This window comes from Burkholderia sp. Z1 (genome assembly GCF_014893795.1).
In the GTDB taxonomy this organism is placed as follows: domain Bacteria; phylum Pseudomonadota; class Gammaproteobacteria; order Burkholderiales; family Burkholderiaceae; genus Burkholderia; species Burkholderia theae.
The window spans coordinates 146,672-166,976 of sequence record NZ_JACFYL010000002.1 but is presented as its reverse complement, the minus strand read 5'-3'; the positions used below and the strand labels follow the sequence as shown (position 1 = coordinate 166,976).

General features: G+C 66.9%; 18 protein-coding genes. 4 read left to right on the top strand and 14 right to left on the bottom strand.

Going from position 1 to position 20,305, the window contains the following annotated elements:
• Positions 1-252 precede the first annotated feature (252 nt).
• The 5 genes from H3H55_RS17850 to H3H55_RS17835 all read right to left on the bottom strand — a co-directional run bounded on the left by H3H55_RS17850 (position 253) and on the right by H3H55_RS17835 (position 6,021).
• Positions 253-2,610, bottom strand: coding sequence for a GNAT family N-acetyltransferase (locus tag H3H55_RS17850; RefSeq protein ID WP_193099603.1), 2,358 nt, complete (start codon positions 2,608-2,610; stop codon positions 253-255).
• Positions 2,611-3,214: 604 nt separating this feature from the next.
• Entirely contained in the window at positions 3,215-3,514 is a 300-nt protein-coding gene (locus H3H55_RS17845) for an H-NS family nucleoid-associated regulatory protein (RefSeq protein ID WP_193099602.1), read from the bottom strand.
• 103 nt (positions 3,515-3,617) lie between these two features.
• Positions 3,618-3,890: a hypothetical protein gene (locus H3H55_RS37325; protein WP_226800279.1), complete on the bottom strand. Its 273-nt coding sequence runs from the start codon at positions 3,888-3,890 to the stop codon at positions 3,618-3,620.
• Positions 3,891-3,951: 61 nt separating this feature from the next.
• A complete protein-coding gene (locus H3H55_RS17840) occupies positions 3,952-4,479 on the bottom strand; it encodes a BON domain-containing protein (protein WP_193099601.1) in 528 nt (175 codons plus the stop codon).
• Positions 4,480-4,533: 54 nt separating this feature from the next.
• Positions 4,534-6,021: a sigma-54 interaction domain-containing protein gene (locus H3H55_RS17835; protein WP_193099600.1), complete on the bottom strand. Its 1,488-nt coding sequence runs from the start codon at positions 6,019-6,021 to the stop codon at positions 4,534-4,536.
• Between the two features lie 316 nt (positions 6,022-6,337).
• Here H3H55_RS17835 and H3H55_RS17830 point away from each other — a divergent pair, with 316 nt between their 5' ends.
• Together H3H55_RS17830 and H3H55_RS17825 are read left to right on the top strand one after the other, a co-directional pair.
• The gene (locus H3H55_RS17830) at positions 6,338-7,741 is read left to right on the top strand and encodes a GntP family permease (RefSeq protein WP_193099599.1); all 1,404 of its coding nucleotides are present in this window, start codon (positions 6,338-6,340) and stop codon (positions 7,739-7,741) included.
• Positions 7,742-8,112: 371 nt separating this feature from the next.
• Entirely contained in the window at positions 8,113-8,364 is a 252-nt protein-coding gene (locus H3H55_RS17825) for a DUF4148 domain-containing protein (RefSeq protein ID WP_129516000.1), read from the top strand.
• A 39-nt stretch (positions 8,365-8,403) separates the two neighbouring features.
• On the opposite strand, the gene H3H55_RS17820 is transcribed toward H3H55_RS17825, so the two are convergent.
• From H3H55_RS17820 to H3H55_RS17810, 3 genes are read right to left on the bottom strand one after another with little or no spacing between them, the layout of a single operon-like run.
• Complete coding sequence (locus tag H3H55_RS17820) at positions 8,404-9,999, bottom strand: thioredoxin family protein (RefSeq protein ID WP_193099598.1); 1,596 nt, start codon at positions 9,997-9,999, stop codon at positions 8,404-8,406.
• Complete coding sequence (locus tag H3H55_RS17815) at positions 9,996-10,253, bottom strand: hypothetical protein (RefSeq protein ID WP_193099597.1); 258 nt, start codon at positions 10,251-10,253, stop codon at positions 9,996-9,998. The genes H3H55_RS17820 and H3H55_RS17815 overlap by 4 nt, the downstream gene beginning before the upstream one ends.
• 19 nt (positions 10,254-10,272) lie before the next feature.
• Positions 10,273-10,773: a GNAT family N-acetyltransferase gene (locus H3H55_RS17810; RefSeq protein WP_193099596.1), complete on the bottom strand. Its 501-nt coding sequence runs from the start codon at positions 10,771-10,773 to the stop codon at positions 10,273-10,275.
• A gap of 822 nt (positions 10,774-11,595) precedes the next feature.
• On the opposite strand from H3H55_RS17810, the gene H3H55_RS17805 reads away from it, so the two are divergent.
• On the top strand, positions 11,596-11,865 hold the full coding sequence (locus tag H3H55_RS17805; protein ID WP_129516003.1) for a hypothetical protein: 270 nt from the start codon (positions 11,596-11,598) through the stop codon (positions 11,863-11,865).
• Positions 11,866-12,019: 154 nt separating this feature from the next.
• Positions 12,020-13,012 carry a DedA family protein/thiosulfate sulfurtransferase GlpE gene (locus H3H55_RS17800; protein WP_193099595.1) on the top strand — a complete coding sequence of 331 codons (993 nt, stop codon included), beginning with the start codon at positions 12,020-12,022 and terminating at the stop codon, positions 13,010-13,012.
• Between the two features lie 55 nt (positions 13,013-13,067).
• Here the strand turns inward: H3H55_RS17800 and H3H55_RS17795 are convergent, their stop codons facing one another.
• The 6 genes from H3H55_RS17795 to H3H55_RS17770 all read right to left on the bottom strand — a co-directional run bounded on the left by H3H55_RS17795 (position 13,068) and on the right by H3H55_RS17770 (position 20,180).
• Complete coding sequence (locus tag H3H55_RS17795) at positions 13,068-14,525, bottom strand: OprD family porin (protein ID WP_129516005.1); 1,458 nt, start codon at positions 14,523-14,525, stop codon at positions 13,068-13,070.
• Between the two features lie 165 nt (positions 14,526-14,690).
• On the bottom strand, positions 14,691-15,710 hold the full coding sequence (locus tag H3H55_RS17790) for an ABC transporter ATP-binding protein (protein WP_164992065.1): 1,020 nt from the start codon (positions 15,708-15,710) through the stop codon (positions 14,691-14,693).
• On the bottom strand, positions 15,707-16,699 hold the full coding sequence (locus H3H55_RS17785; protein WP_193099594.1) for an ABC transporter ATP-binding protein: 993 nt from the start codon (positions 16,697-16,699) through the stop codon (positions 15,707-15,709). The genes H3H55_RS17790 and H3H55_RS17785 overlap by 4 nt, the downstream gene beginning before the upstream one ends.
• A 1-nt stretch (position 16,700) precedes the next feature.
• A complete protein-coding gene (locus H3H55_RS17780; RefSeq protein WP_129516008.1) occupies positions 16,701-17,603 on the bottom strand; it encodes an ABC transporter permease in 903 nt (300 codons plus the stop codon).
• Positions 17,604-17,616: 13 nt separating this feature from the next.
• On the bottom strand, positions 17,617-18,555 hold the full coding sequence (locus H3H55_RS17775; RefSeq protein WP_048246111.1) for an ABC transporter permease subunit: 939 nt from the start codon (positions 18,553-18,555) through the stop codon (positions 17,617-17,619).
• Positions 18,556-18,566: 11 nt separating this feature from the next.
• Positions 18,567-20,180: a peptide ABC transporter substrate-binding protein gene (locus H3H55_RS17770; protein ID WP_193099593.1), complete on the bottom strand. Its 1,614-nt coding sequence runs from the start codon at positions 20,178-20,180 to the stop codon at positions 18,567-18,569.
• Positions 20,181-20,305 lie beyond the last annotated feature (125 nt).

Genomic DNA, 20,305 nt, shown 5'->3' with positions numbered 1-20,305 from the left:
TGGCAAATACGTGTGAACTCCTTGTGTGAAACGGACGCGCGGGACGAATGTCGGGGCACGTGGCAGGCGTTTCCCGGCGCCATGAGCGTAGCGATATCTCGATGGCGAACAGGTTCGATGCGTTTGAAGTGTTTCGCACAGGAAGCGAACTCGAATAATCTGCATTCCTGACGGTACACGTTCGCGATACGCCAGGTATCGGGACCATCGACTTCAATGCGACAGCTCCGCGCTTCGGGCACCCGACAGTCGCTACGGCTGCAACTTCATCCTGAAGCCCACGACGCCGGGCTCCTCCGTCGTCGACACCGCAAAACCGCACGCCTTCGCAAGCGAGATCATCGCCGAATTCTCGCGTAGCGCTTCACCGATCATCCATGCGGTTCCGCGCGATCGCGCGTAGTCGATGATGCGGGCCATCATCAGCCGGCCAAGCCCCTTGCCTTTCTGATCGGGCCGCACCGCGATCGCGAACTCGGCCGTCTCGTTGTCGGGATCGGCAACCGCGCGCGCCACCGCGAGCGTATGGTCCCGCCCCGACACATCGGTGTACGACACGATGAAGGCCATCTCGCGGTCGTAGTCGATCTGCGTCATGCGCGCCACTTGCGAATGATCGAAGCTGCGCACCGCGCCGAAGAAACGCATCCGCAGATCCTCCGGCGTCATCGCGCCGAGCAGTTCGTTGTGCGCGGCCTCGTCTTCCGGACGGATCGGACGGATCGTCACCGTCTCGCCGCGCCACTCGAGCGTTTGTTCAAGGTGGCGCGGATACGGCATGATCGCCAGCCGGCTGCGCCCTGCAGCTACCGTGATGCGCGGCGCGATCACCCGCGCGCGGTCGGACAGCACGCGCAGCGTGACGGACATCGCGACGACTTCGCGCACGTCGCAGACGACCTGCGACAACGCCGTCAGCGCGTCGAGCGTGGGCTCGACGGGCGTGCTGCGCGCATACGGCGAGCGCTCCATCACCGCACGCGCGAGCACGGTGTTCAGCGGCGGCAGCCCGTAGACGACGAACGGCGCGGATACGCCGTCCGCAGGCGGCACCGCATAACGAAACACCGGACCGAAGTTCGAATCGTCGTACATCTCGACCCCGACATCGACGACTTTCTCGCCGGCCGGCACGTCAGCCTGCTCGCCCTGCAGACCGAAATGGGCCAGCCAGCGCAGCGCGGCTTCGCCGGCCAGTTCGTGCTGGCCGGCTTCGACCATCCGACGCGCGTCGGCCTGCGCGGTTGCAACGCACTCGGCCGGCTGCAGCGGTGTGCCCTCGGGCGTCTGCATCAGCAGTTGCCGCCCGAGGTTGTAGTCGACGAGACGCGCATACGCGCGCGCGAGCCGCTGCGGCGTCGTGTGCACGGGAATGCCGTTCGCGTGCAGCGCATCGCGCGTCGCCGCATCGACCGCGCCGAAGAAACACGCGAGGATGCCGCGATGCGCGAACTGCCGCGATTCGATCAGCGTGCGCGCAACCGAATCGGCCGGCGCGCTGTGGGAAGTCGAATGGACGACGAACAGCGTGCCCGTTTGCGGGAACGGCGCGAGCGCCTTGATCGCCGCGGCAAAGTGCTCGGGGCGCGCATCGTCGCCCAGCGTCAGCGGATTGCCGGGCGCCGCGAGATGCGGCAGCGCGGCCGACACGGCCGACGTAGCGGCCGGCGACCAGCCGGTCAGCACGTCGCGCACCTCGGCAACCGCATCGACCGCGAGTTTCGCGACGCCCGCATCGCTCGTCACGAGCGTCGCCGCGCCGCGCGCCGTGACGCGGCCGACGCCGAGCGTCTCGATCTCGTCGAGCAGATCGTCGAGCGCATCGACGCGCACCATCCCGGCGCGCTGGAACGCCGCCGTATAGAGCGCGTCGCCGGGATCGGCGCGCCCGGTGCGCAACGCGAGCACCGGCTTGTTGCGTGCGGCCGCGCGCGCGGCCGACATGAACTTGCGCGCGGCGCGCACGGTATCGAGTTCGAGCAGGATCGCGCGCGTACCGGGATCGCTCGCCAGATAGTCGAGCACGTCGCCCGCATCGACGTCGGATTCGCTGCCGAGCGCGACGACATGCGAAAAACCGAGACCGCGCGCATCGGCCCAGCCGAGCACCGCGTTCGTCAGCGCATTCGATTGCGACACCCACGCGACGCCGCCCGATCGCGCCGTATAGGCCGGCGCGCCGAAATGCGCATGCCGTGCGGGCGACAGCACGCCGAGGCTGCCGGGCCCGACGATACGGAGCACGAACGGCTTCGCCGCCTTGAGCGTGCGATCGAGCGCGACGCGATCGGCATCCGTGCGCGCCTCGCCGACGATCACCGCGACGCGCGTGCCGAGCTCACCAAGCTTGCGCACGATGCCGGCCCAGGTCGCGGGCGGCGTGCAGATCACGGCAATCGACGGCGGTGCCGGCAGCCTGTCGACATCGGAGACGACCGCATGCCCGTTCAGCTCGCGATACTTCGGGTTGACGGGCCACACGGGCCCCTGGAACGCGCCGTCGAGCACGCGCGACCACACCATCGCGCCGATACTGCCCGCGCGCGACGACGCGCCGACGACCGCAACGGACTTGGGCTGGAACAACGCATCGAGATGGCGAACGGTCACATCGGCTCCCTGCGGTAACGAAAGACGACCCGATCGGCTTGCGGCCGGACAGGCCCCGCGCCGATCGACGCGAACCCCAAGCATAGGCGAAGCGCATGCGGCTGCCTATATGCCGTACGGCCGACTATCCGACGCGCGTCAACGCTCGCACCATGGACCTGCAACACCAGTGCGGCAGGGCATCGCCGCACGCCGGCCGCGCACGTTCGCACGGCACGTACAACGCAAGCAACGCGGCACAACGCTGCGGCCGCTTCCTCAAAGGTGAGGCTTTACAGGAGCCATGGTGAGTATTTTCGGGAATTGCACGACGCAACGCGCAAACACGCGAAAGGTGATGAGAATCCACGGCACGCGTGCACCGCGGAAATCGCGAATACCAATGCGCATGCGCTGCGCAATTGCACGGTTGTTTACCGGAATTCGCCGCTATAGGCAGTCGAATCGCGGCGAATTCGCAAAACGCGATCCGTTAATCGCGTGGCATTACACGTCGATTCGTCGGCGGGAATCGCGCGGCGACTGCGCAAAAACAAAACGGTGCGACGGCCGCATGGCCGTTCGCACCGTTGGTCGACGCACGAAAGGTGAGGATTTTCGGGAGTCAGTCCTTGATCAGGAAACGCGCGCGGTTCTTGCCGAGCCATGTCGGCGACCGCCCGCGGCCACTCCAGGTTTCACCCGTCTTCGGGTTCAGGTATTTCGGCGGCAGCGTACGCTTCGGCTTCGCGGCAGCAGCGGCGCTACCTGCCGGACGAAAACCGAGCTCTTCCGGCGTAATGTCGTATTCCTCGATTTTCGCGCGGATATCGGCAATCGCATCGGAAATCGCTTTTTCGCGTTCCTTGTCGATCTTTTGCTGAAGCCGTTCGAGCTGCGCGCTCAGTTGCCTGTAGGTCGCCATATGGATGGGACTCCGTGAGTGTTATTCGTAAAAAATAGGTGACTCTAAGCAAACAGAAAAGCACTTCGCCCGATCGAGGTCTCCTCGGCCGGTCATTTCAGGATCAGTAACCGCTTTTCTTCTTGCATGCGAAGAGAAGCTTTCGCGTGGCGTCATCACTCGATTGCTGAAGCACTTCGAAATCCCCGTTGCAGATGGCGCGGGCATTGTCCGTGCAATTGCTCCAGTCGCTGCCGGTGCATTGCACCTGCGTAGTCGGACGCCCGTCCGAAGTGAACAGCGGCGCCGAGCCGCCGCACCCGCCGAGCCCCGCAACCAGAGCCAACACTACGGCCGCCCGAGGCCGCCGACAGACCGACGCAAGCATGTGTTTCATTGTTGTTCCCGTCAACCTTTTTTTGAATGTCGCGAGTATGCCATGCGCGGCCCGCCAGCCGTCAGTTCGGCGTGCGCTCCGGTTGCCCGCGCGCCTTGTACGGCAGGCTCCGGCGCGGATCGTCGGTGATGCGAACGAACACCTGCTCGACGTCCGGAAGCGCCTCGAGTTCGCGCTGCAGTGCCTGGCGATCGAACGCCGGATCCGCGCATCCTTCGACGTAAATGAAACGCCGCTGCACGGTGATCCACAGGCTCGTGCCGCGCAGGCGATCGGAGCCGGCGAAGTGTGCCTTCGCGGCGTCGGCGATCGGCGCGTCATACATATACGAGTTCGGCTTCGTGCAGCGGTGGGCGAGCCAGCAGGTGGTGCCACGTTCGGCGCGGTAATGCGCGTCGTCCGTCATCTCGGCCCGGGTCATCCACGGGCCGAGCGGCAACGGGCATTCGGCCAGGTCCTGCGACAGCGCGACGAACGGATCGTTGTACCAGTTGCGCCGCGCCTCGGGCGCGTCGGCGTTGCCCGACTGCGCGAGCGCGGAGGTCGCCAGCAACATGGTCAGCCATCCTGCGATGCCGATCCGCTTCATCGTGATCTCCTGTTCGAGGCTTTACGTTCGGCCGCATCGGCATCGCCGATCGGCCTACCGGTCGATTCCCAGCGCCGCCAGCTTCTTGTACAGCGTCGCGCGGCCGATCCCGATGCGCGCGGCCGCCTCCACGACCTTCCCGTCACAGGCCGCCAGCGCATCGGTCAGGAACTGGCGCTCCCACGCCGCCAACGCATCGGCATACGAAGCGGCCGGCGCACCGGCCGCACCAGCTACATCCCCCGCGCGCCGCTCACCCGGCGAGGTGGCAACCCGCTGCGCCGGCAACGCGCCGTCCGTCGATACGCGCACGGGCCCGAGGAACGGCGCGAGCGCACGCGCATCGATCACCGAACGGTCCGACAGCATCAGCGCGCGTTCGAGCGTGTTGCGCAACTCGCGCACGTTGCCGGGCCACGGATACGCGCACAGCATCCGCAGCGCATCGTCGGTCAGCTCGCAGTGCGCGGCGCGCCCGTGCTGGGCGGCCAGTTCCTCGAGCGTCGCGTAGACGAGCGCCGCGATGTCGGACGCCCGGTCGCGCAACGGCGGCGCGTGGATCGTCAGCACGTTCAGCCGGTAATAGAGATCCGCGCGAAAACGCCCGGCCTCCACGAGCGCCGGCAGGTCGGCCGACGTCGCGGCGATGATCCGGACGTCCGCGCGCACGATCCGGTTCGAGCCGACCGGCTCGAACTCCTTGTCCTGCAGCACGCGCAGCAGCTTGCCCTGCAACGGCAGCGGCATGTCGCCGATCTCGTCGAGAAACAGCGTGCCGCGATCGGCCAGCTCGAACTTGCCGATGCGCCCCTTGCGGTCGGCGCCCGTGTACGCGCCGGGCGCCGCGCCGAAGAATTCGGTTTCGAGCAGCGTGTCGGGAATCGCGGCGACGTTGACGGTCACGAGCGGCTGGAGCGCCCGCGCCGACGCCGCGTGGATCGCATGCGCGAGCAGTTCCTTGCCGGTACCCGTCTCGCCGAGCAGCAGCACCGGCGAATCGACCTGCGCGGCCCGCCGCGCCTGACGCTTGGTTTCGAGGCTCGCGGCACTCGTGCCGACGAAGCTCGCGAACGTGTATTTCGCACGGCGTGCCTGCGCGAGCGAACGCTGCGTCGCGATCAGTTGCTGCTGAAGCTGTGCGTAGCGGGAGAAGATCGGCGTGAGCGTCTTCAACTGGTCGAACAGCGCGAAGCCGATCGCGCCGACCGTCTCGCCGGCCTCGTTCTTCAGCGGCAGGCGCGTGACGACGAGCGGTTCGCGGCCCGTCTCCATGATGTCGAGCAGGATCGGCTGCCCGGTCGACACGACCTCGCGCATCAGGCTGTTCGGAATCACGGCCTCGCAGTCGAGGCCGACCGCCTGCTGCGGATCGGCGAAACCGAAGCGCGCCGCGTAACGCTCGTTCATCCACACGACACGCGCGTCGCGATCGACGACCACCGTACCCGCGCTCGAATCCTCGAAGGTCCGGAACAGCGACTCGGCGGCACGCCGCAGCACGTCGCCGTAGTTGACGGGCAGGCGGACCCAGTCGTTCATCATCGTGTCGTCGTCTCCGTGTACGCTGCACCGGATGTCTCCGGATCGAGACGGATTATCTCACTCCGGAGACACGCCGCAATGCGTTGCCCGGGAAAGCCCTGTGCGATTTCACGGGCTGGCCGGACGGCCATCTCGTCTCCGGATCGAGACGTTTTATGTAGAATCGTCAGACATAGGCCGGCGCGGGCCCGCCAGCCTCCGGCGGACCCATGTCCGGCGGCGCAATCCGGCCGATGGCACGAAACATGCACGAACCTGAGCCGGTCCGCGGCGCGTCGCGCGATCGAACAACAACCAAAGCCATTAGGAGACTCCCTTGTCCTTCGTGATCGTCCTCGCCGCGCTGGCGTTCCTGATGTACGCCGCGTATCGCGGCTACAGCGTGATCCTGTTCGCGCCCATCGCCGCACTCGGCGCGGTGCTCCTCACCGAACCCGCCGCCGTCGCACCGGTCTTCTCCGGCATCTTCATGGACAAGATGGTCGGCTTCGTCAAACTGTATTTCCCGGTCTTCATGCTCGGCGCGGTGTTCGGCAAGGTCATCGAACTGTCCGGGTTCTCGGAGTCGATCGTCCACGCGGCGATCCGCTACATCGGCCGCTCGCGCGCGAATGCGGTGATCGTCGCGGTGTGTGCGCTGCTCACCTATGGCGGTGTCTCGCTGTTCGTCGTGGTGTTCGCGGTCTATCCGTTCGCGGCCGAACTCTATCGCCAGAGCAACATCCCGAAGCGGCTGATGCCCGGCGCGATCGCACTCGGCGCGTTCTCGTTCACGATGGATTCGCTGCCCGGTACGCCGCAGATCCAGAACATCATCCCGACCACGTTCTTCAAGACGACCGCGTGGGCCGCGCCCGCGCTCGGCACGATCGGCTCGCTGTTCATCATCGTCGTCGGCCTCACGTATCTCGAATGGCGCCGCCGTTCGGCGATGGCGAAGGGCGAAGGCTACGGCACGGCGCTCGTCAACGAGCCGGAACGCGTCGAGGCGACGTCGCTGCCGCACCCGGCGCTCGCGATCCTGCCGCTGATCCTCGTCGGCGTGTCGAACTTCCTGTTCACGAAGCTGATCCCGCAGTGGTACGGCACCGCGTCGTACACGGTCGCGCCGGACGTGCTGCCGGGCGTGCACACGCCGGTGACGACGTCGATCAAGACGGTCGTCGCGATCTGGTCGGTCGAGGCCGCGCTGCTGCTCGGTATCGTGCTGGTCGTCCTGACCGCGTTCCGGCGCGTCAGCGACCGCTTCGCGGCCGGCTCGAAAGCCGCCGTCGCCGGCGCGCTGCTCGCCGCGATGAACACCGCGTCGGAATACGGCTTCGGCGGCGTGATCGCCGCGCTGCCGGGCTTCCTCGTCGTCGGCGACGCACTGAAGAGCATCCCGAACCCGCTCGTCAACGCGGCCGTGTCGGTCAGCTCGCTCGCCGGCATCACGGGCTCGGCGTCGGGCGGCATGAGCATCGCGCTCGCCGCAATGTCGGACCTGTTCATCAAGGGCGCGCAGGCAGCCAACATTCCGATGGACGTGCTGCACCGGGTCGTCGCGATGGCGAGCGGCGGCATGGACACGCTGCCGCACAACGGCGCGGTCATCACGCTGCTCGCGGTCACGGGCCTCACGCACCGCGAGTCGTATCGCGACATCTTCGCGGTCACCGTCATCAAGACGCTCGCGGTGTTCTTCGTGATCGCCGTGTACTACACGACGGGGCTCGTGTAAGCCGCTGCATGAGGCGGCGTTCGGTACGCCGCCTCGACGCGGCAGGCCGCTTCAAGCCCGACCTGCGTTTCACGATCGGACCGCATGCGAACCGGAACGGATTCCGGATTTCGCATCCGGTCCGATTTCAATTCCCCGCTCGCCGGCTCCGGCCGAATCCACGCCACCGCGCCCTTGCCTGACGCCCGGGCCACCGCGCCGCCATCCAGCACCGCCCGCCACCGCCCACGCATTGTTGCCCGCAACAAAACACTGCGTTGGGCGCGATCGCATTTTTCGCGCGCCCGCCCCGGCCTACACTGGTTCCAACGTCACCCGGCGCTTCAACGAACAAAGCGCCGCGATTCACCGGAATCCTGGAGGTCCTGATCATGAAGCGCCTGATTCACGCCGTTGCCATTGCCCTGGCCGTATCGGCCCCGCTCGCCGCGCAAGCGCAGTCGAACCAGCCGCTGACGCGCGCGCAGGTCCACGCCGAAGTGAAGGCGCTCAAGCAGGCCGGCTTCCAGTCGAGCGACTGGTTCTACCCGGCCAGCATCGTGTCCGCCGAAGCGAAGATTGCCCGTCAGCACGACGCCGGCTACGGCAGCGATCGCGGCGCGTCGTCGGAGTCGGGCCAGTAATCCGTCGTCCGGCCCGCTCGACGATGCCTACGTGCGTCGTTACGCCTTCACGGGCTGGATCAGCTTCGCGCAGGCCGCTGCCTGCGGATCGCCCGCGGGCAGCTTCCCGCATACGCCGTCGAACTGCTTCACGACCGACCTGACCGACGCATCGTGCGCGCCGCCGCTGCGCCAGTGGTTCAACTGCGTGACGACCTTGGTCAAAGCGCGCAGGTTCGCGCCGTAGAACGCATCGCGGGTCTTGTCGGCCTGGGCGAGCACACTCGCGGCAATCCCTTCGATGCGCGCCGAATCGTCCGGCGCCAGTTGCACTGCATTCGCAAAATAGGTCGCGCCCCAGCGCAGCTTCGTCGCCGGCCCGCTCGCCGACTCGTATGCCTTGCGATACCAGTCGAGTGCCGCGGCCTTGTCGCCGCGCGCCTTCGCATTCGCAGCCAGCCCCGACATGAAGTAATACGGCGTGGACGAACGCGGCAATTCGGCCTTCAGCAACGCATCCGACTCGTCGTACAGCCCCGCATCGGTGAGCGTGTCCGCGCCTTCGCTGACGAGCGCCTGCCGCTCGTACGCATTCGCGGCGCCCTGCACCGACGCTGCGATCTGCTTGCGCACCGTGTCGGCCAGCGCCGGCGCGGCAAGCGGCGCACCCTTGCCCGCGTCGCCGCGCGCGAGCAGCACGCGGCCGTGCAGCGCCATCAGCCGGTCGATCGACGACAGCGTGGTATCGGTCGACAGACGCGCGAGCGCCGTGTCGTAGGCGCCGCGCAACTTCGCGCGCTGCGCGTCGTCGCCGCCGAGATACGCGACCACGCGCGCGGGCGCCGCGACCAGCACATCCGAATCGGCCCGCGACAACGCGGGATCGCGCAACACCGTGCGCAGCGAATCGGCTAGCGCCGCCTTGTCGAGCGTGCCGGCCTGCGCCGGATCGTCCGACGCCGCGACGACCGCCGACTTCAGCGCGAATCGCGCCGAATCGGCCTTCGCGCCGGCCGCCCGCGCGCGTTGCGCGAGCGACTGCAGCGTCTCGGCGACGCGATCGGCCGGCACCGGCAGCGCGCCGTCGGTGTCCCACGAGTAGTCGGCCAGCAGACGCCATTCGTCCGGTGTCAGCGACGCGCCGTTCTTCAGCGCGTTCGCGAGCGTCTGCCGCACCGGATGCGCGGCCGTCATCCCGAGCGACAGCGCCTGCATGTAGCGATCGAGATCGGCTTCGCCCGGCAGCCGCGTCACTTCGGTGCCGTCGGGGCGGAACAGGATCATCGTCGGATAGCCGTGCACCTTGAAACGCTCGCCGAGCTTCTGCGCGCTTTCGGTATCGCCGTCGAGATACACGGGCACGAAGAACGACGAGCGGGTCTTGAAGGCCTGCTGGCTGAAGATGGTCGACTTCACCTGGTTGCACGACGGGCACCATACCGCGCCCCAGTAGAGCAGCAGCGGCTTGCCGGTGCGCTTCGCGAGCGCGAACGCGGCATCGACGTCACCGTGCTGCCATGCGATGCCGGGCGGCAGATGCGCACCGTCGGGCGATGCGCTCGATACCGCGGTACTCGAAGGCGCGGCAGCGGCAAACGCCGCACCCGCGGCGGCGAACAGGCAGGCGGCAGTCAGATTCCGGAGAGCGGTTTTCATCGAAGCGGTTCCGTTGAAAGAGACGGTTGCGGGAAGGTGCGGCGCGCGAAACGATGGCCATCAAGCAATGGCCAGGAGGCGATGACGATGAAACGCGCCGACGTGCGGTACGCCGCACGCATCGATACGGACAAACGAATACCGGCCGAAGCGACCGGCAAATCATTCAACGATACGATTGACGCAGCCAGCGGGAAACAAACGAATTCTCGAATGGATATGACGCGCGGCACCGTGGCCGCGCGTGCCGTCACATACGCGTCGGCCGGCCCTTCATTGCCGTTCCTTGATCCGCGCCATGTGATACACGGACGCATGCACGCCGTCGCGCAGCGCGTAGCCCGGCGATTCGCCTTCGATCCGGAAACCGTGCTTTTCATAGAGCGCGATCGCCGTGCGGTTGTCGGTGAACACGGTCAACTCGAGACGCGTGACGTTCAGCCAGTTTTCCGCGAGATCGATCGCGGCCGCGAGCAGCCGGCCGCCGACGCCGCGCCCGTGATGCGCCGCATCGACCATCATGCCGAGCCCCGCCGCATGGCGCCGGCGCGGATTCGGCTCCGATTCCAGGCCAAGATGGCCGACCACCGTGCCGTCGATTTCGGCGACGAGGCTCGCGCCGCGCTCGTGCGCGTTGTCGAGCCGCTTCCGCCATTTCTCGAGCGACGGAAACGGATACTGCAGCGTGTTCATGTACACCGCGGGATGCGCGGCGATCTGCCGGATCGCGTCGACGTCGTGCGTCTCGCTGTGCCGGATCTTGATGTCGGTCATGGGTGGGCCGGTTCCGAAAAGTCGCGCCGATCGCGCGGACTGCGCACACGCGCAGCAACGTTTCGAGCTTAGCCGATTTCACGCATTTGAAACATGGGGGTCGCGTTGTCGCGTGATGCCGTTGTATCCGCAACGACACACAATCTCGCGCCCGCCGCGACCCGGAAAAACCTGACCGATTCCACACGCGGCGATCGGAAATTCCTTACCCTCCGCCGCCACGCATCACGCCCCGCCAAATCGTTGCGCACACAACGTCACGTGCACGACTTTCGATGTCGTGTCGTCCACTCATTCCGGCTTGCGCCGGGCCGATGCGTATCGATGTCCCGGCCCGTGCATCGCAAGCGCGCGCACCGATGCAGCCACCGGCACGGTCATGCTGAACGAACACGTGCCGCGCCGCCGCCGTGTTGCACGTCTGTGACAAGCCGCGCACGCCGCCAATGGCGGTAAATATGACCTGTTGGTACTCGGCCCGGCCGGCGATCGCCGGCGACCACCCGGATGACACTAGAGGATCGACTCGACAACGCGTGCCGACCGCCTCTGACGCCGCCGCTGCGACGCACGTTGCCGCGCGAGTCGCAGCCGACCGCGAACGCCGGTCGAACGCCGTCCGGGCGCCGGCCGCGGCCGCGCCCGATCCGGCTGAAACGCCCGCCCAGCACGGGTCAAACATCAGAAGGATCGGTGGTGTAACCCTCATTTCGCCCCACGAAAATGCTCCGTATTGCCGCCCGTTCGCGTTAAACTGCGTCAAGCTGTGTTCAACAAAGACATCTTTGCCGCTACGGCATCCACGATACGAGGATAGGTTCGATGCGCACTACCGGCTCATCCGGGGCAATGACCCTGCTCACCGAACACGACCCGGCCGACGGCCGCGAATTGCGCTCGCTCCGGCTCGAATCCACCGGCGACGGCAAGAGCGTGCTGCTGATCGAGATCGACGAACGCAAGCCCGGCATCCACCGCGAGATCCGCTACGAGATCACGCCGGCCGAACTCATCGCGGCGATCCGTTCGCACGGCGCCGAGCTGCCCGGCGAAAACCACGGCGCCGCATCGCTCGCCCGTACCACCTCCTGAATTCAAACGGTGAGCCGCGCACAGCGCGCCGGCTCACCGACATCTCCCTGCCGCCGTCAGGCGCTTTGCGTCATACCCGCCGCTGTCTTGAAAATGGCCGATAATCGGCCCATCTGCGTTTCCTGCTCACGCATTCCCTTTTCGGCCAGCCGTCATGCTCCGTGACCTCGTCGCCCAGTACGGGCCGCTTCTCGTCTTCGCCAACGTGCTCGCGGCGGCCATCGGCCTGCCGGTGCCCGCGATGCCGACGCTCGTGCTGTTCGGCGCGATGGCCGGGATGCACCCGGAAATGATCGGCTCGCAGCTCTTGACGGTGGTGGCGCTGTCGGTGTTCGGTGCACTGATCGGCGACACCGTCTGGTACGTCGCCGGACGGCGTTACGGCGGTGCGACGCTGAAGACGATCTGCCGGCTGTCGCTGTCGCGCGATACCTGCGTGAGAAAGACCGAACGCTTCTTCGGCCGCTACGGCGTGCGCGTGCTCGCGGTCGCCCGTTTCATTCCCGGGCTGTCGCTCGTGTCGGTGCCAATGGCCGGCGCGCTCGGCACGCGCTATCGCACGTTCGCCGGTTACGACGCGCTCGGCGCCGCGCTGTGGACGATCGTCGGGCTGGTGGCCGGAATCGTGTTCTACCGGCAGATCGACTGGCTGTTCGCCGGCGCGAGCCGCCTCGGCCGCGCGGTGCTGGTGGTGATCGTCGCGCTGCTGGCCGTGTATGCGGCGATCCGCTGGATGCGCCGCCGCGCGCTGATCCGCCAGCTCGCCCACGCGCGGATCGGTGTCGACGAACTCGACGATCTGCTGCGCGACGCCGCCGCGCCGGTGGTGCTCGACGTGCGCTCGCCCGAGCACCGCAAGCTCGACCCGTTCACGATTCCCGGTGCGCAGTTCGCCGACGAGCGGCAGATTGCCGACATCGTCGCGCGCTATCCGTTCTCGCAGAAGTTCGTCGTGTACTGCTCGTGCCCGAACGAAGTGACGGCCGCGCTGATGGCGAAGCGCCTGCTCGACGCAGGCTTCACCGATGCGCTCGCGCTGCGCGGCGGCCTCGATGCCTGGCGCGATACGGGCCGCCAGCTGACGTCGCTCGTGGAAGAGATGCCCGCCGCGAACGATCCGGTCGCGGGGTTGCACCGACCGGCCTGATCGCACCGATCACAGGCCGGCCGCGCAATGCGGGGGACCATGCGTCCCCCTTCGATCAGAACGCGTGCAGCGGCAGGTTCACGACCAGACGGTACTCGCGGTTCGTCGCGTCCGAGTAGTGTGCCGAGCCGTTGTGCCACATTGCGATGAACGTGACCTTCGTGTCCTTCAGCTTGCCGCTCTGGAACGTGTACGACGGGATGAAGCCGAACTCGTGGTGACGGCCCTGCACCGGCGCGCCGTTGCTCCAGTAGATGCTCGACTTGGTCGGGTCGTTCGCCGCGCCCGCGCTGCCGTCCGCACCCCAGCCCGTCACGCCCCAGACCATCGCCTTGAAGCCCGGCAGGCCCGCTTCCTTGCCGTAGAACGTGTAACGCAGCTGCAGCGACTTTTCGTGCGGCGCGTTGTAGTCGACGTCCATCGAGTTGGTCAGGAAGATGCCGTTCGTTTCGTTCAGGTAATCGAAGAACTGGTCGCCGAGCACCTGCTGGAAGCCGAGCAGCAGCTCGTGCGGGCCGTGCTGCGCGGCCACCGACAGGCTGTATGCGTTGTTGTCGATCTTGCCCTGCAGCGCATCGCCCGTGTCGTGCGTCGAGTAGACGTTGCCGAAGCCCGTCCACTTGATCGTCTGCGGGCTGCCGATGCTGTGCTTCACCGACGCGTAGTACTGGTGCCACACGTCGTCGGCCTGGTTCGCGTACAGCGCGACTTCGCCGTTCGGCGAGTAGTCCCACGTGCCGCCGACATACGACAGGCGATTGATGCGCGTGCCGCCGTATTGCGTCGTCAGGTTGGTCAGCGTCGTGTGACCGCGCGCGTTGGTCTTCGTGAAGCTGCCGGCCTCGAGCATCACGTTCTTGAATTCATTGCTGACGATCGTCGTGCCGAGGAACGTCGGCGGCAGCGCACGGTTGTCGTGCTGCTCCATGAACGGGTTGTCGACGGCCTGCAGACCGTACTTGATCACCGTGTTCGAGATGCGCGCCTTGATGTCGTAGATGCCCGGGTAGGCCCACGCGAGCTGGTTGCTGCCGCCGCCGCCCTTCGCGATGTGCACCATGCTGCCGGCGCCCTGGCCGCCGTCGAGCTTCAGCGCCGCATACAGCGATGCGTCGAAACCGATTCCGATCAGGCCCGTCGTATAGCCCGACTCGAAGTTCGCCATCGCGCCCTGCACCCATGCGTGGCGATGCGGGCCGCCCTTGCTGTCGAGCACGTCCGAATAGTTGCGGAACAGGAAGTCGAGATGGCTGTCGGCAATGAAGCCCTTCGACTTCGACTGGGCCGACGGCTCATCGGGCGGCGTGACGGCCTGGGTCGCTTCGGCGTTGACAATGGCGTTCTGCGTCGGTGCGCCCGTGCCGTTGGCCGGTGCGGCCTGCGCGACCTGCAGCGGCGCGGGGGCCGCGTCGTCGGCGTGCGCCACGCCCGTCAGCGAGACACCGGCGAGTGCCGGCAGTCCCCATGCAAGCAGCATCTTCGATGCCGTCCCGATCGTCTTCTGTTTTTTCATCGTATTTCTCGTCTTGTGTTGATATCGTCCACGCCGGTCGCGATCCGCTCCCGGCCCCCCGGCGCGCCCGGTTAAGGACGCGCCTGTACCCGCGGCGCGAAGATCATTCGCGCCGCCCCTGCCCCTGTTGACCAGCCTTGGTTTTGTTTGCCGAGCTACTTCAAATCACGCCGCACCCGCACGAATGCACGCGACACGCGCCGCCGACCCCTGCCGCACTTCCGGCAGCGGCACGTCCTGCGCGCACGCATCGATCGCGACCGGGCAGCGCGTGCGGAACGCGCAGCCGGACGGCGGGTTGAGCGGCGAGGGCATCTCGCCCGCCAGCAGCATCGGACGGCGAGCACGCTCGCGCGCCGGCTCCGGCGTCGGCGCCGCATCGAGCAGCGCCTTCGTGTACGGGTGCTGCGGCACGCCGTACACGTCATGCCGCGTGCCGAACTCCATCACGCGGCCGAGATACATCACGAGCACACGCTGGCTGATCGCCTTCACCACGGCGAGATCGTGTGCAACGAACAGATAGGACAACGACAGTTCGCGTTGAAGATCGCGCAGCAGGTTCACGATCTGCGCCTGGATCGACACGTCGAGCGCCGACACGGGTTCATCGCAGATCACGAGCTTCGGCTCGCCGATCAGCGCGCGTGCGATGCCGACGCGCTGGCACTGCCCGCCGGAAAATTCGTGCGGGTAGCGCAGCAGGTGATGCGCGTTCAGGCCGACGCGTTCGAGCATCGCGACCACGCGGCGGCGCACTTCGGTGCGGCCGAGGCCGGCCTGGTGCGTGACGAGCGGTTCGGCAACGACCTGCTCGATCGTCATGCGCGGATCGAGCGACGCGAGCGGATCCTGGAAGATCATCTGCACTTCGCGACGCATCGCGTTGCCGCGCAAGTGATCGGGCGTGACGGCTTCGCCGCGCCATTTCACGGTGCCGGCCGTCATCGGCACGAGGCCGATCAGCGCACGCGCGAGCGTCGACTTCCCGCAGCCCGATTCGCCGACGAGCCCGACCGTTTCGCCGCGCTTCACGTCGAACGACACACCATCGACCGCGCGCAGCGTGCCCTTCGGCGACCACGGATAACCGCCGAGCGGCACGCGGAAATGCACCTTCAGATCCTCGACGGACAGCAGCGTGTCGTCCGTCGCGCCGGCATTGCGGCGTTCATTGACGCTCATCGCAGACCTCCCGCCAGATCGGCGACGGGGCGGTGGCATGCGCGCACCGCGCCCACGGCGCCATAGGTTTCGAGCGCCGGGCGCGCGGCGCCACAGCGTTCTTCCGCATACGTGCAGCGCTTCGCGAACGCGCAGCCGGCCGGCGCGGTGCCGGGCATCGGCGGATTGCCGGGAATCGCGACGAGCGGCGCATCGTGCGCGTCGGTCAGGCGCGGCAGCGCGTTGAGCAGGCCGATCGTGTACGGATGCGACGGCGTCGCGAAGATCGATTCGGCCGGCGCGTATTCGACGGTGCGGCCCGCATACATGACCATCACGTCGTCCGCGAGGCCGGCGACCACGCCCATGTCGTGCGTGATCAGCACGATCGCGGTGCCGCGTTCGCGATTCAGCTCGCGCAGCAGGTCGATGATCTGCGCCTGCACCGTCACGTCGAGCGCGGTGGTCGGCTCGTCGGCGATCAGGATTTCCGGCTCGGACAGCAGCGCCATCGCGATCATCACGCGCTGGCGCATGCCGCCGGAGAACTCGTGCGGATACATGCGGATGCGCCGCGCCGCGTCGGGAATGCGCACCGATTCGAGCGCCTCGATCGCACGCTTGGTCGCTTCCTTGCGCGACAGCTTGCGATGCAGCTGCAGCGTCTCGGTCATCTGCCGCTCGATCGTCAGGAACGGATTGAGCGACGTCATCGGATCCTGGAAGATCATCGCGATGCGGTCGCCGCGCACCCGGTTCAGCGCGCGCGTATCCATCTCGAGCAGGTTGTCGCCGCGGTAGTGTGCGGTGCCGGTCGTCGTGCCGTTGCCGGCCAGCAGGCCGAGCAGCGCCATCACGGTCTGGCTCTTGCCCGAGCCCGATTCGCCGACGATGCCGAGCGTCTTGCCGGCTTCGAGCGAGAACGACACGCCGCTCACGGCGTCGATCGGCGGCGCGTCCTTGCGCGTGAAGCGCACGCCGAGGTTGTCGACTTCTAGTAGTGCACCCATCTCAACGATCCTTCGGGTCGAGCGCGTCACGCAGGCCGTCGCCAACGAAGTTCACGCAGTAGAGCGTCACGCACAGCATGACGGCCGGGGCCAGCAGCAGCCACGGCATCGATTCCAGTTTCTGCGCGCCGTCCTGGATCAGCACGCCCCAGCTCGTCATCGGCTCCTGCACGCCGAGGCCGAGGAACGACAGCACCGATTCGGTCAGCACGATGCCCGGCACCGAGACCGTCGCGTACACGACGACCACGCCGAGCAGGTTCGGCACGATGTGGCGCAGCACGATCGACGTGGGCGTCACGCCGATCGCGCGCGCCGCATCGACGAATTCGCGGCTGCGCAGCGACAGCGTCTGGCCGCGCACGACCCGCGCCATGTCGATCCACGAGAACGCGCTGATGGTCAGCACGACCAGCATGAACGAGCGGCCGAACAGGGTCATCATCAGGATCGCGATCAGCAGGTACGGGATCGCGTACATCATGTCGACGACGCGCATCATCACGGAGTCGACGCGGCCGCCCGCGAAGCCCGCGGTCGCGCCCCACGCGACGCCGAACAGGCCCGACACGAGCGTGCCGAGCAGGCCGACCTCGATCGATACGCGGCCGCCGATCAGCGTGCGCACCAGCAGGTCGCGGCCGAGCTCGTCGGTGCCGAACCAGTGCTGGTTCGCCCAGGTCGGCGGCAGGCTGATCGAACCCCAGTCGCTTGCGGCGGGATCGGCCGCGAGCAGCCACGGGCCGACGAAACACGCGAGCGTGATCAGCGCGAGCAGCACGAGGCTGAACACGGCCGCGCGGTTGTGAAGGAAGCGCGCCATCGCAAGCGCGAGCGGCGAGCGCGAACGCGGCGGCGAGTCGGTCTGCACGGGCAGGCCGACGACGGGAGTAGTCGGGGTCATCGCGGTGCCTCGCTCAATAACGGATGCGCGGATCGAGCCACGCGTACGCGAGGTCGACCAGCAGGTTGAACAGCACGGCGCAGACGGTGGTCAGCACGACGAGGCCGAGCACGAGCGTGTAGTCGCGGTTGATCGCGCCGTTCACGACGAGCTGCCCGAGGCCCGGCAGCGCGAACACCGATTCGGTGACGACGGCCGCCGTGATCGACGAGATGCAGACCGTGCCGAACAGCGACACGACCGGCATCAGCGCGGGCTTCAGCGCGTGGCGCAGCACGATCGTCGAGCCCGGCAGGCCCTTCGCGCGCGCGGTGCGGATGTAGTTGCTCGACAGCGTCTCGATCATCGAGCCGCGCATCACGCGCGCGAGCAGCGACATGTTGATGAAGGTCAGCAGCACGATCGGCAGCAGCCGGTACTCCCAGCCGCCGTCGCCCCAGCCGCCCGCCGGCAGCCAGCCGTTGCCGGCCGAGGTCTTCAGCAGGATCGCGAAGATCCACACCAGCACCGGGCCGAGCACGAACGGCGGCACGACGTTGCCGATGTTGCCGATCAGCATCACGATGCGGTCGATGAAGCTGTCGCGGCGGACCGCCGCGACCGTGCCGAGCAGCACGCCGAGCCCGATCGAGATCGGGATCGACACGCCGCCTACGCCGAGACTCACCGGCAACGCCTTGCGCACGAGATCGTTCACGGACCAGTCGACGTAGCGGAACGACGGACCGAGGTCGCCGTGCAGCAGCGCGTCGAGATACATCAGGTACTGCTTCCACAGCGGCTGGTCGAGGTGGTACTTCGCGTTCAGGTTCGCGAGCGTCGCCGCGGAAAGCTGCTTCTCCGTATCGAACGGACCGCCGGGTGTGAAGTGCAGCAGCAGGTAGCAGACGGTGACGACCGCGAGGATCGTCGGCACCGCCCACAACGTGCGCCTCAGTGCGTAGGCCAGCATGATCGCTCCGCTCAGTGCTTGATCAGGTACATGTCCTGCGAAGCACGCATGTCGATCACGTTCTTCAGCGAGTAGCCGCCCACATAGGGCTTCACGAGACGGTCGGCCGAGTACTGGAACAGCGGCACCATCGGCGTGTCGTTCAGCGCGAGGTCGTGCGCCTGCGTGAGCAGCGTGGCACGCGCCTTGTCGTCGAGCTTCTGGTTGCCTTCGTCGACCAGCGCGTCGGCCTGCTTGTTGCAGTAGCCGACGGTGTTCTGCGCGCTGCCGCAACGGAGCAGGTCGAAGAACGTCATCGCGTCGTTGTAGTCGGCGAACCAGCCGTCGCGCGCGATCTGCACCTTGCCGTCATGCCGCTCCTTCATCAGCACCTTGAACTCGACGTTCTCGAGCTTGGTGTTGACGCCGAGCTTCGTGCGCCATTCCGACGCGGCGAACAGCGCGACCTTCTTGTGCAGGTCGTTGGTGTTGTAGGTCAGCGTGAACGACAGCGGCTTCGCATCCGAGTAGCCGGCCTGCTTCAGCAGGTTCTTCGCGTAGTCGACGCGCTTGGCCATCGGCCACGACGCCCAGTCCGGCGTGAACGGCTGCACGCCCTTCGTGCCGCTCGGCATCAGGCCGTACATCGGCTTCTCGCCGGCCTGCGTGAGCTTCGAGGTCAGCACCTCGCGATCGAGCACCATCGACAGCGCCTGGCGCACGCGCTTGTCCTTCAGCGCCGGATCGTTGTTGTTCAGGTAGTAGTAATAGGTCGCGAGCTGCAGGCCCTGGCGCAGTTCGCCGCCGAACTGCTTGCTGACCTGCTGGAAGATGCCCGACGGGATCGAGTAGCTGTAGTCGATCTGGCCGGCCTGGTACATGCGCATCGCGGTCTCGTCGCTCTCGATCGGCAGATACGTGACCTTGTTGATCACGACCTTCGGCGCGTTCCAGTACTTCGCGTCCTTGGTGATCACGATGCGGTTGTTCGGCTGCCAGTCGGCCAGCTGGAACGGGCCGTTGCTGACGATATTGCCCGGGCGCGTCCACGCGTCGCCGAGCTTCGTCACCGTGTCCTTGTTCACCGGCGCGAGCGGCACCATCGCGGTCAGTTCCGGGAAGAACGCGACCGGCACGTCGGTCGTCACCTCGAGCGTGTACGGATCGACGGCGCGCACGCCGAGCGTCGACGGCGCGGCCTTGCCCGCGATGATGTCCTTCGAGTTCTTCACGAACTCGACGAGGATCGTGTATTTCGAGCCCGTCTTCGGATCGACGAGGCGCTGCCATGCATAGACGAAATCGGCGGCCGTCACCGGCTGGCCGTTGCTCCACTTCGCGTCGTGGCGAAGCTTGAAGATCCACGTCTGCGGCGTCTTGCGTTCCCACGACAGCGCGACGCCCGGCACGACCTGGCCGGCCGCATCGATGCGGGCGAGCCCTTCGAACAGGTCGAGGCCGATCGTATTGCCGGTCCACGATTCGATGTGCGCGGGGTCGAGCGACTCGACTTCGGCGGGCACCTGTCGCGTCAGGTCCTGTTGAGGCGCGAGCGCGACGTTCGACGGAACGGTAACGGCGTGAGCGGCGGGCGTCGTCAGGGCGAGCGCGGCCAGCACGGCCGACATGGCATGCAAGGATTTCATCGTGGCAGTCTTGAGAAGGTTTGTTCGGTGAGCGTCGCGCGGCGAATGCCGCGGCTTACGCGTGAGACGCTGACGGGGGCAGCGATTGAGGAGGCCCGTGATTCTCGTATAGCATTTTAGTATTC

Coding starts and splice junctions, on each gene's coding strand:
- H3H55_RS17805 (WP_129516003.1), top strand. CDS start 11,596: ATGCGCACTACCGGCTCATCCGGGGCAATGACCCTGCTCACCGAACAC.
- H3H55_RS17840 (WP_193099601.1), bottom strand. CDS start 4,479: ATGAAGCGGATCGGCATCGCAGGATGGCTGACCATGTTGCTGGCGACC.
- H3H55_RS17795 (WP_129516005.1), bottom strand. CDS start 14,525: ATGAAAAAACAGAAGACGATCGGGACGGCATCGAAGATGCTGCTTGCA.
- H3H55_RS17775 (WP_048246111.1), bottom strand. CDS start 18,555: ATGCTGGCCTACGCACTGAGGCGCACGTTGTGGGCGGTGCCGACGATC.
- H3H55_RS17785 (WP_193099594.1), bottom strand. CDS start 16,699: ATGGGTGCACTACTAGAAGTCGACAACCTCGGCGTGCGCTTCACGCGC.
- H3H55_RS17780 (WP_129516008.1), bottom strand. CDS start 17,603: ATGACCCCGACTACTCCCGTCGTCGGCCTGCCCGTGCAGACCGACTCG.
- H3H55_RS17810 (WP_193099596.1), bottom strand. CDS start 10,773: ATGACCGACATCAAGATCCGGCACAGCGAGACGCACGACGTCGACGCG.
- H3H55_RS17845 (WP_193099602.1), bottom strand. CDS start 3,514: ATGGCGACCTACAGGCAACTGAGCGCGCAGCTCGAACGGCTTCAGCAA.
- H3H55_RS17800 (WP_193099595.1), top strand. CDS start 12,020: ATGCTCCGTGACCTCGTCGCCCAGTACGGGCCGCTTCTCGTCTTCGCC.
- H3H55_RS17825 (WP_129516000.1), top strand. CDS start 8,113: ATGAAGCGCCTGATTCACGCCGTTGCCATTGCCCTGGCCGTATCGGCC.
- H3H55_RS17790 (WP_164992065.1), bottom strand. CDS start 15,710: ATGAGCGTCAATGAACGCCGCAATGCCGGCGCGACGGACGACACGCTG.
- H3H55_RS17820 (WP_193099598.1), bottom strand. CDS start 9,999: ATGAAAACCGCTCTCCGGAATCTGACTGCCGCCTGCCTGTTCGCCGCC.
- H3H55_RS17770 (WP_193099593.1), bottom strand. CDS start 20,180: ATGAAATCCTTGCATGCCATGTCGGCCGTGCTGGCCGCGCTCGCCCTG.
- H3H55_RS37325 (WP_226800279.1), bottom strand. CDS start 3,890: ATGAAACACATGCTTGCGTCGGTCTGTCGGCGGCCTCGGGCGGCCGTA.
- H3H55_RS17835 (WP_193099600.1), bottom strand. CDS start 6,021: ATGATGAACGACTGGGTCCGCCTGCCCGTCAACTACGGCGACGTGCTG.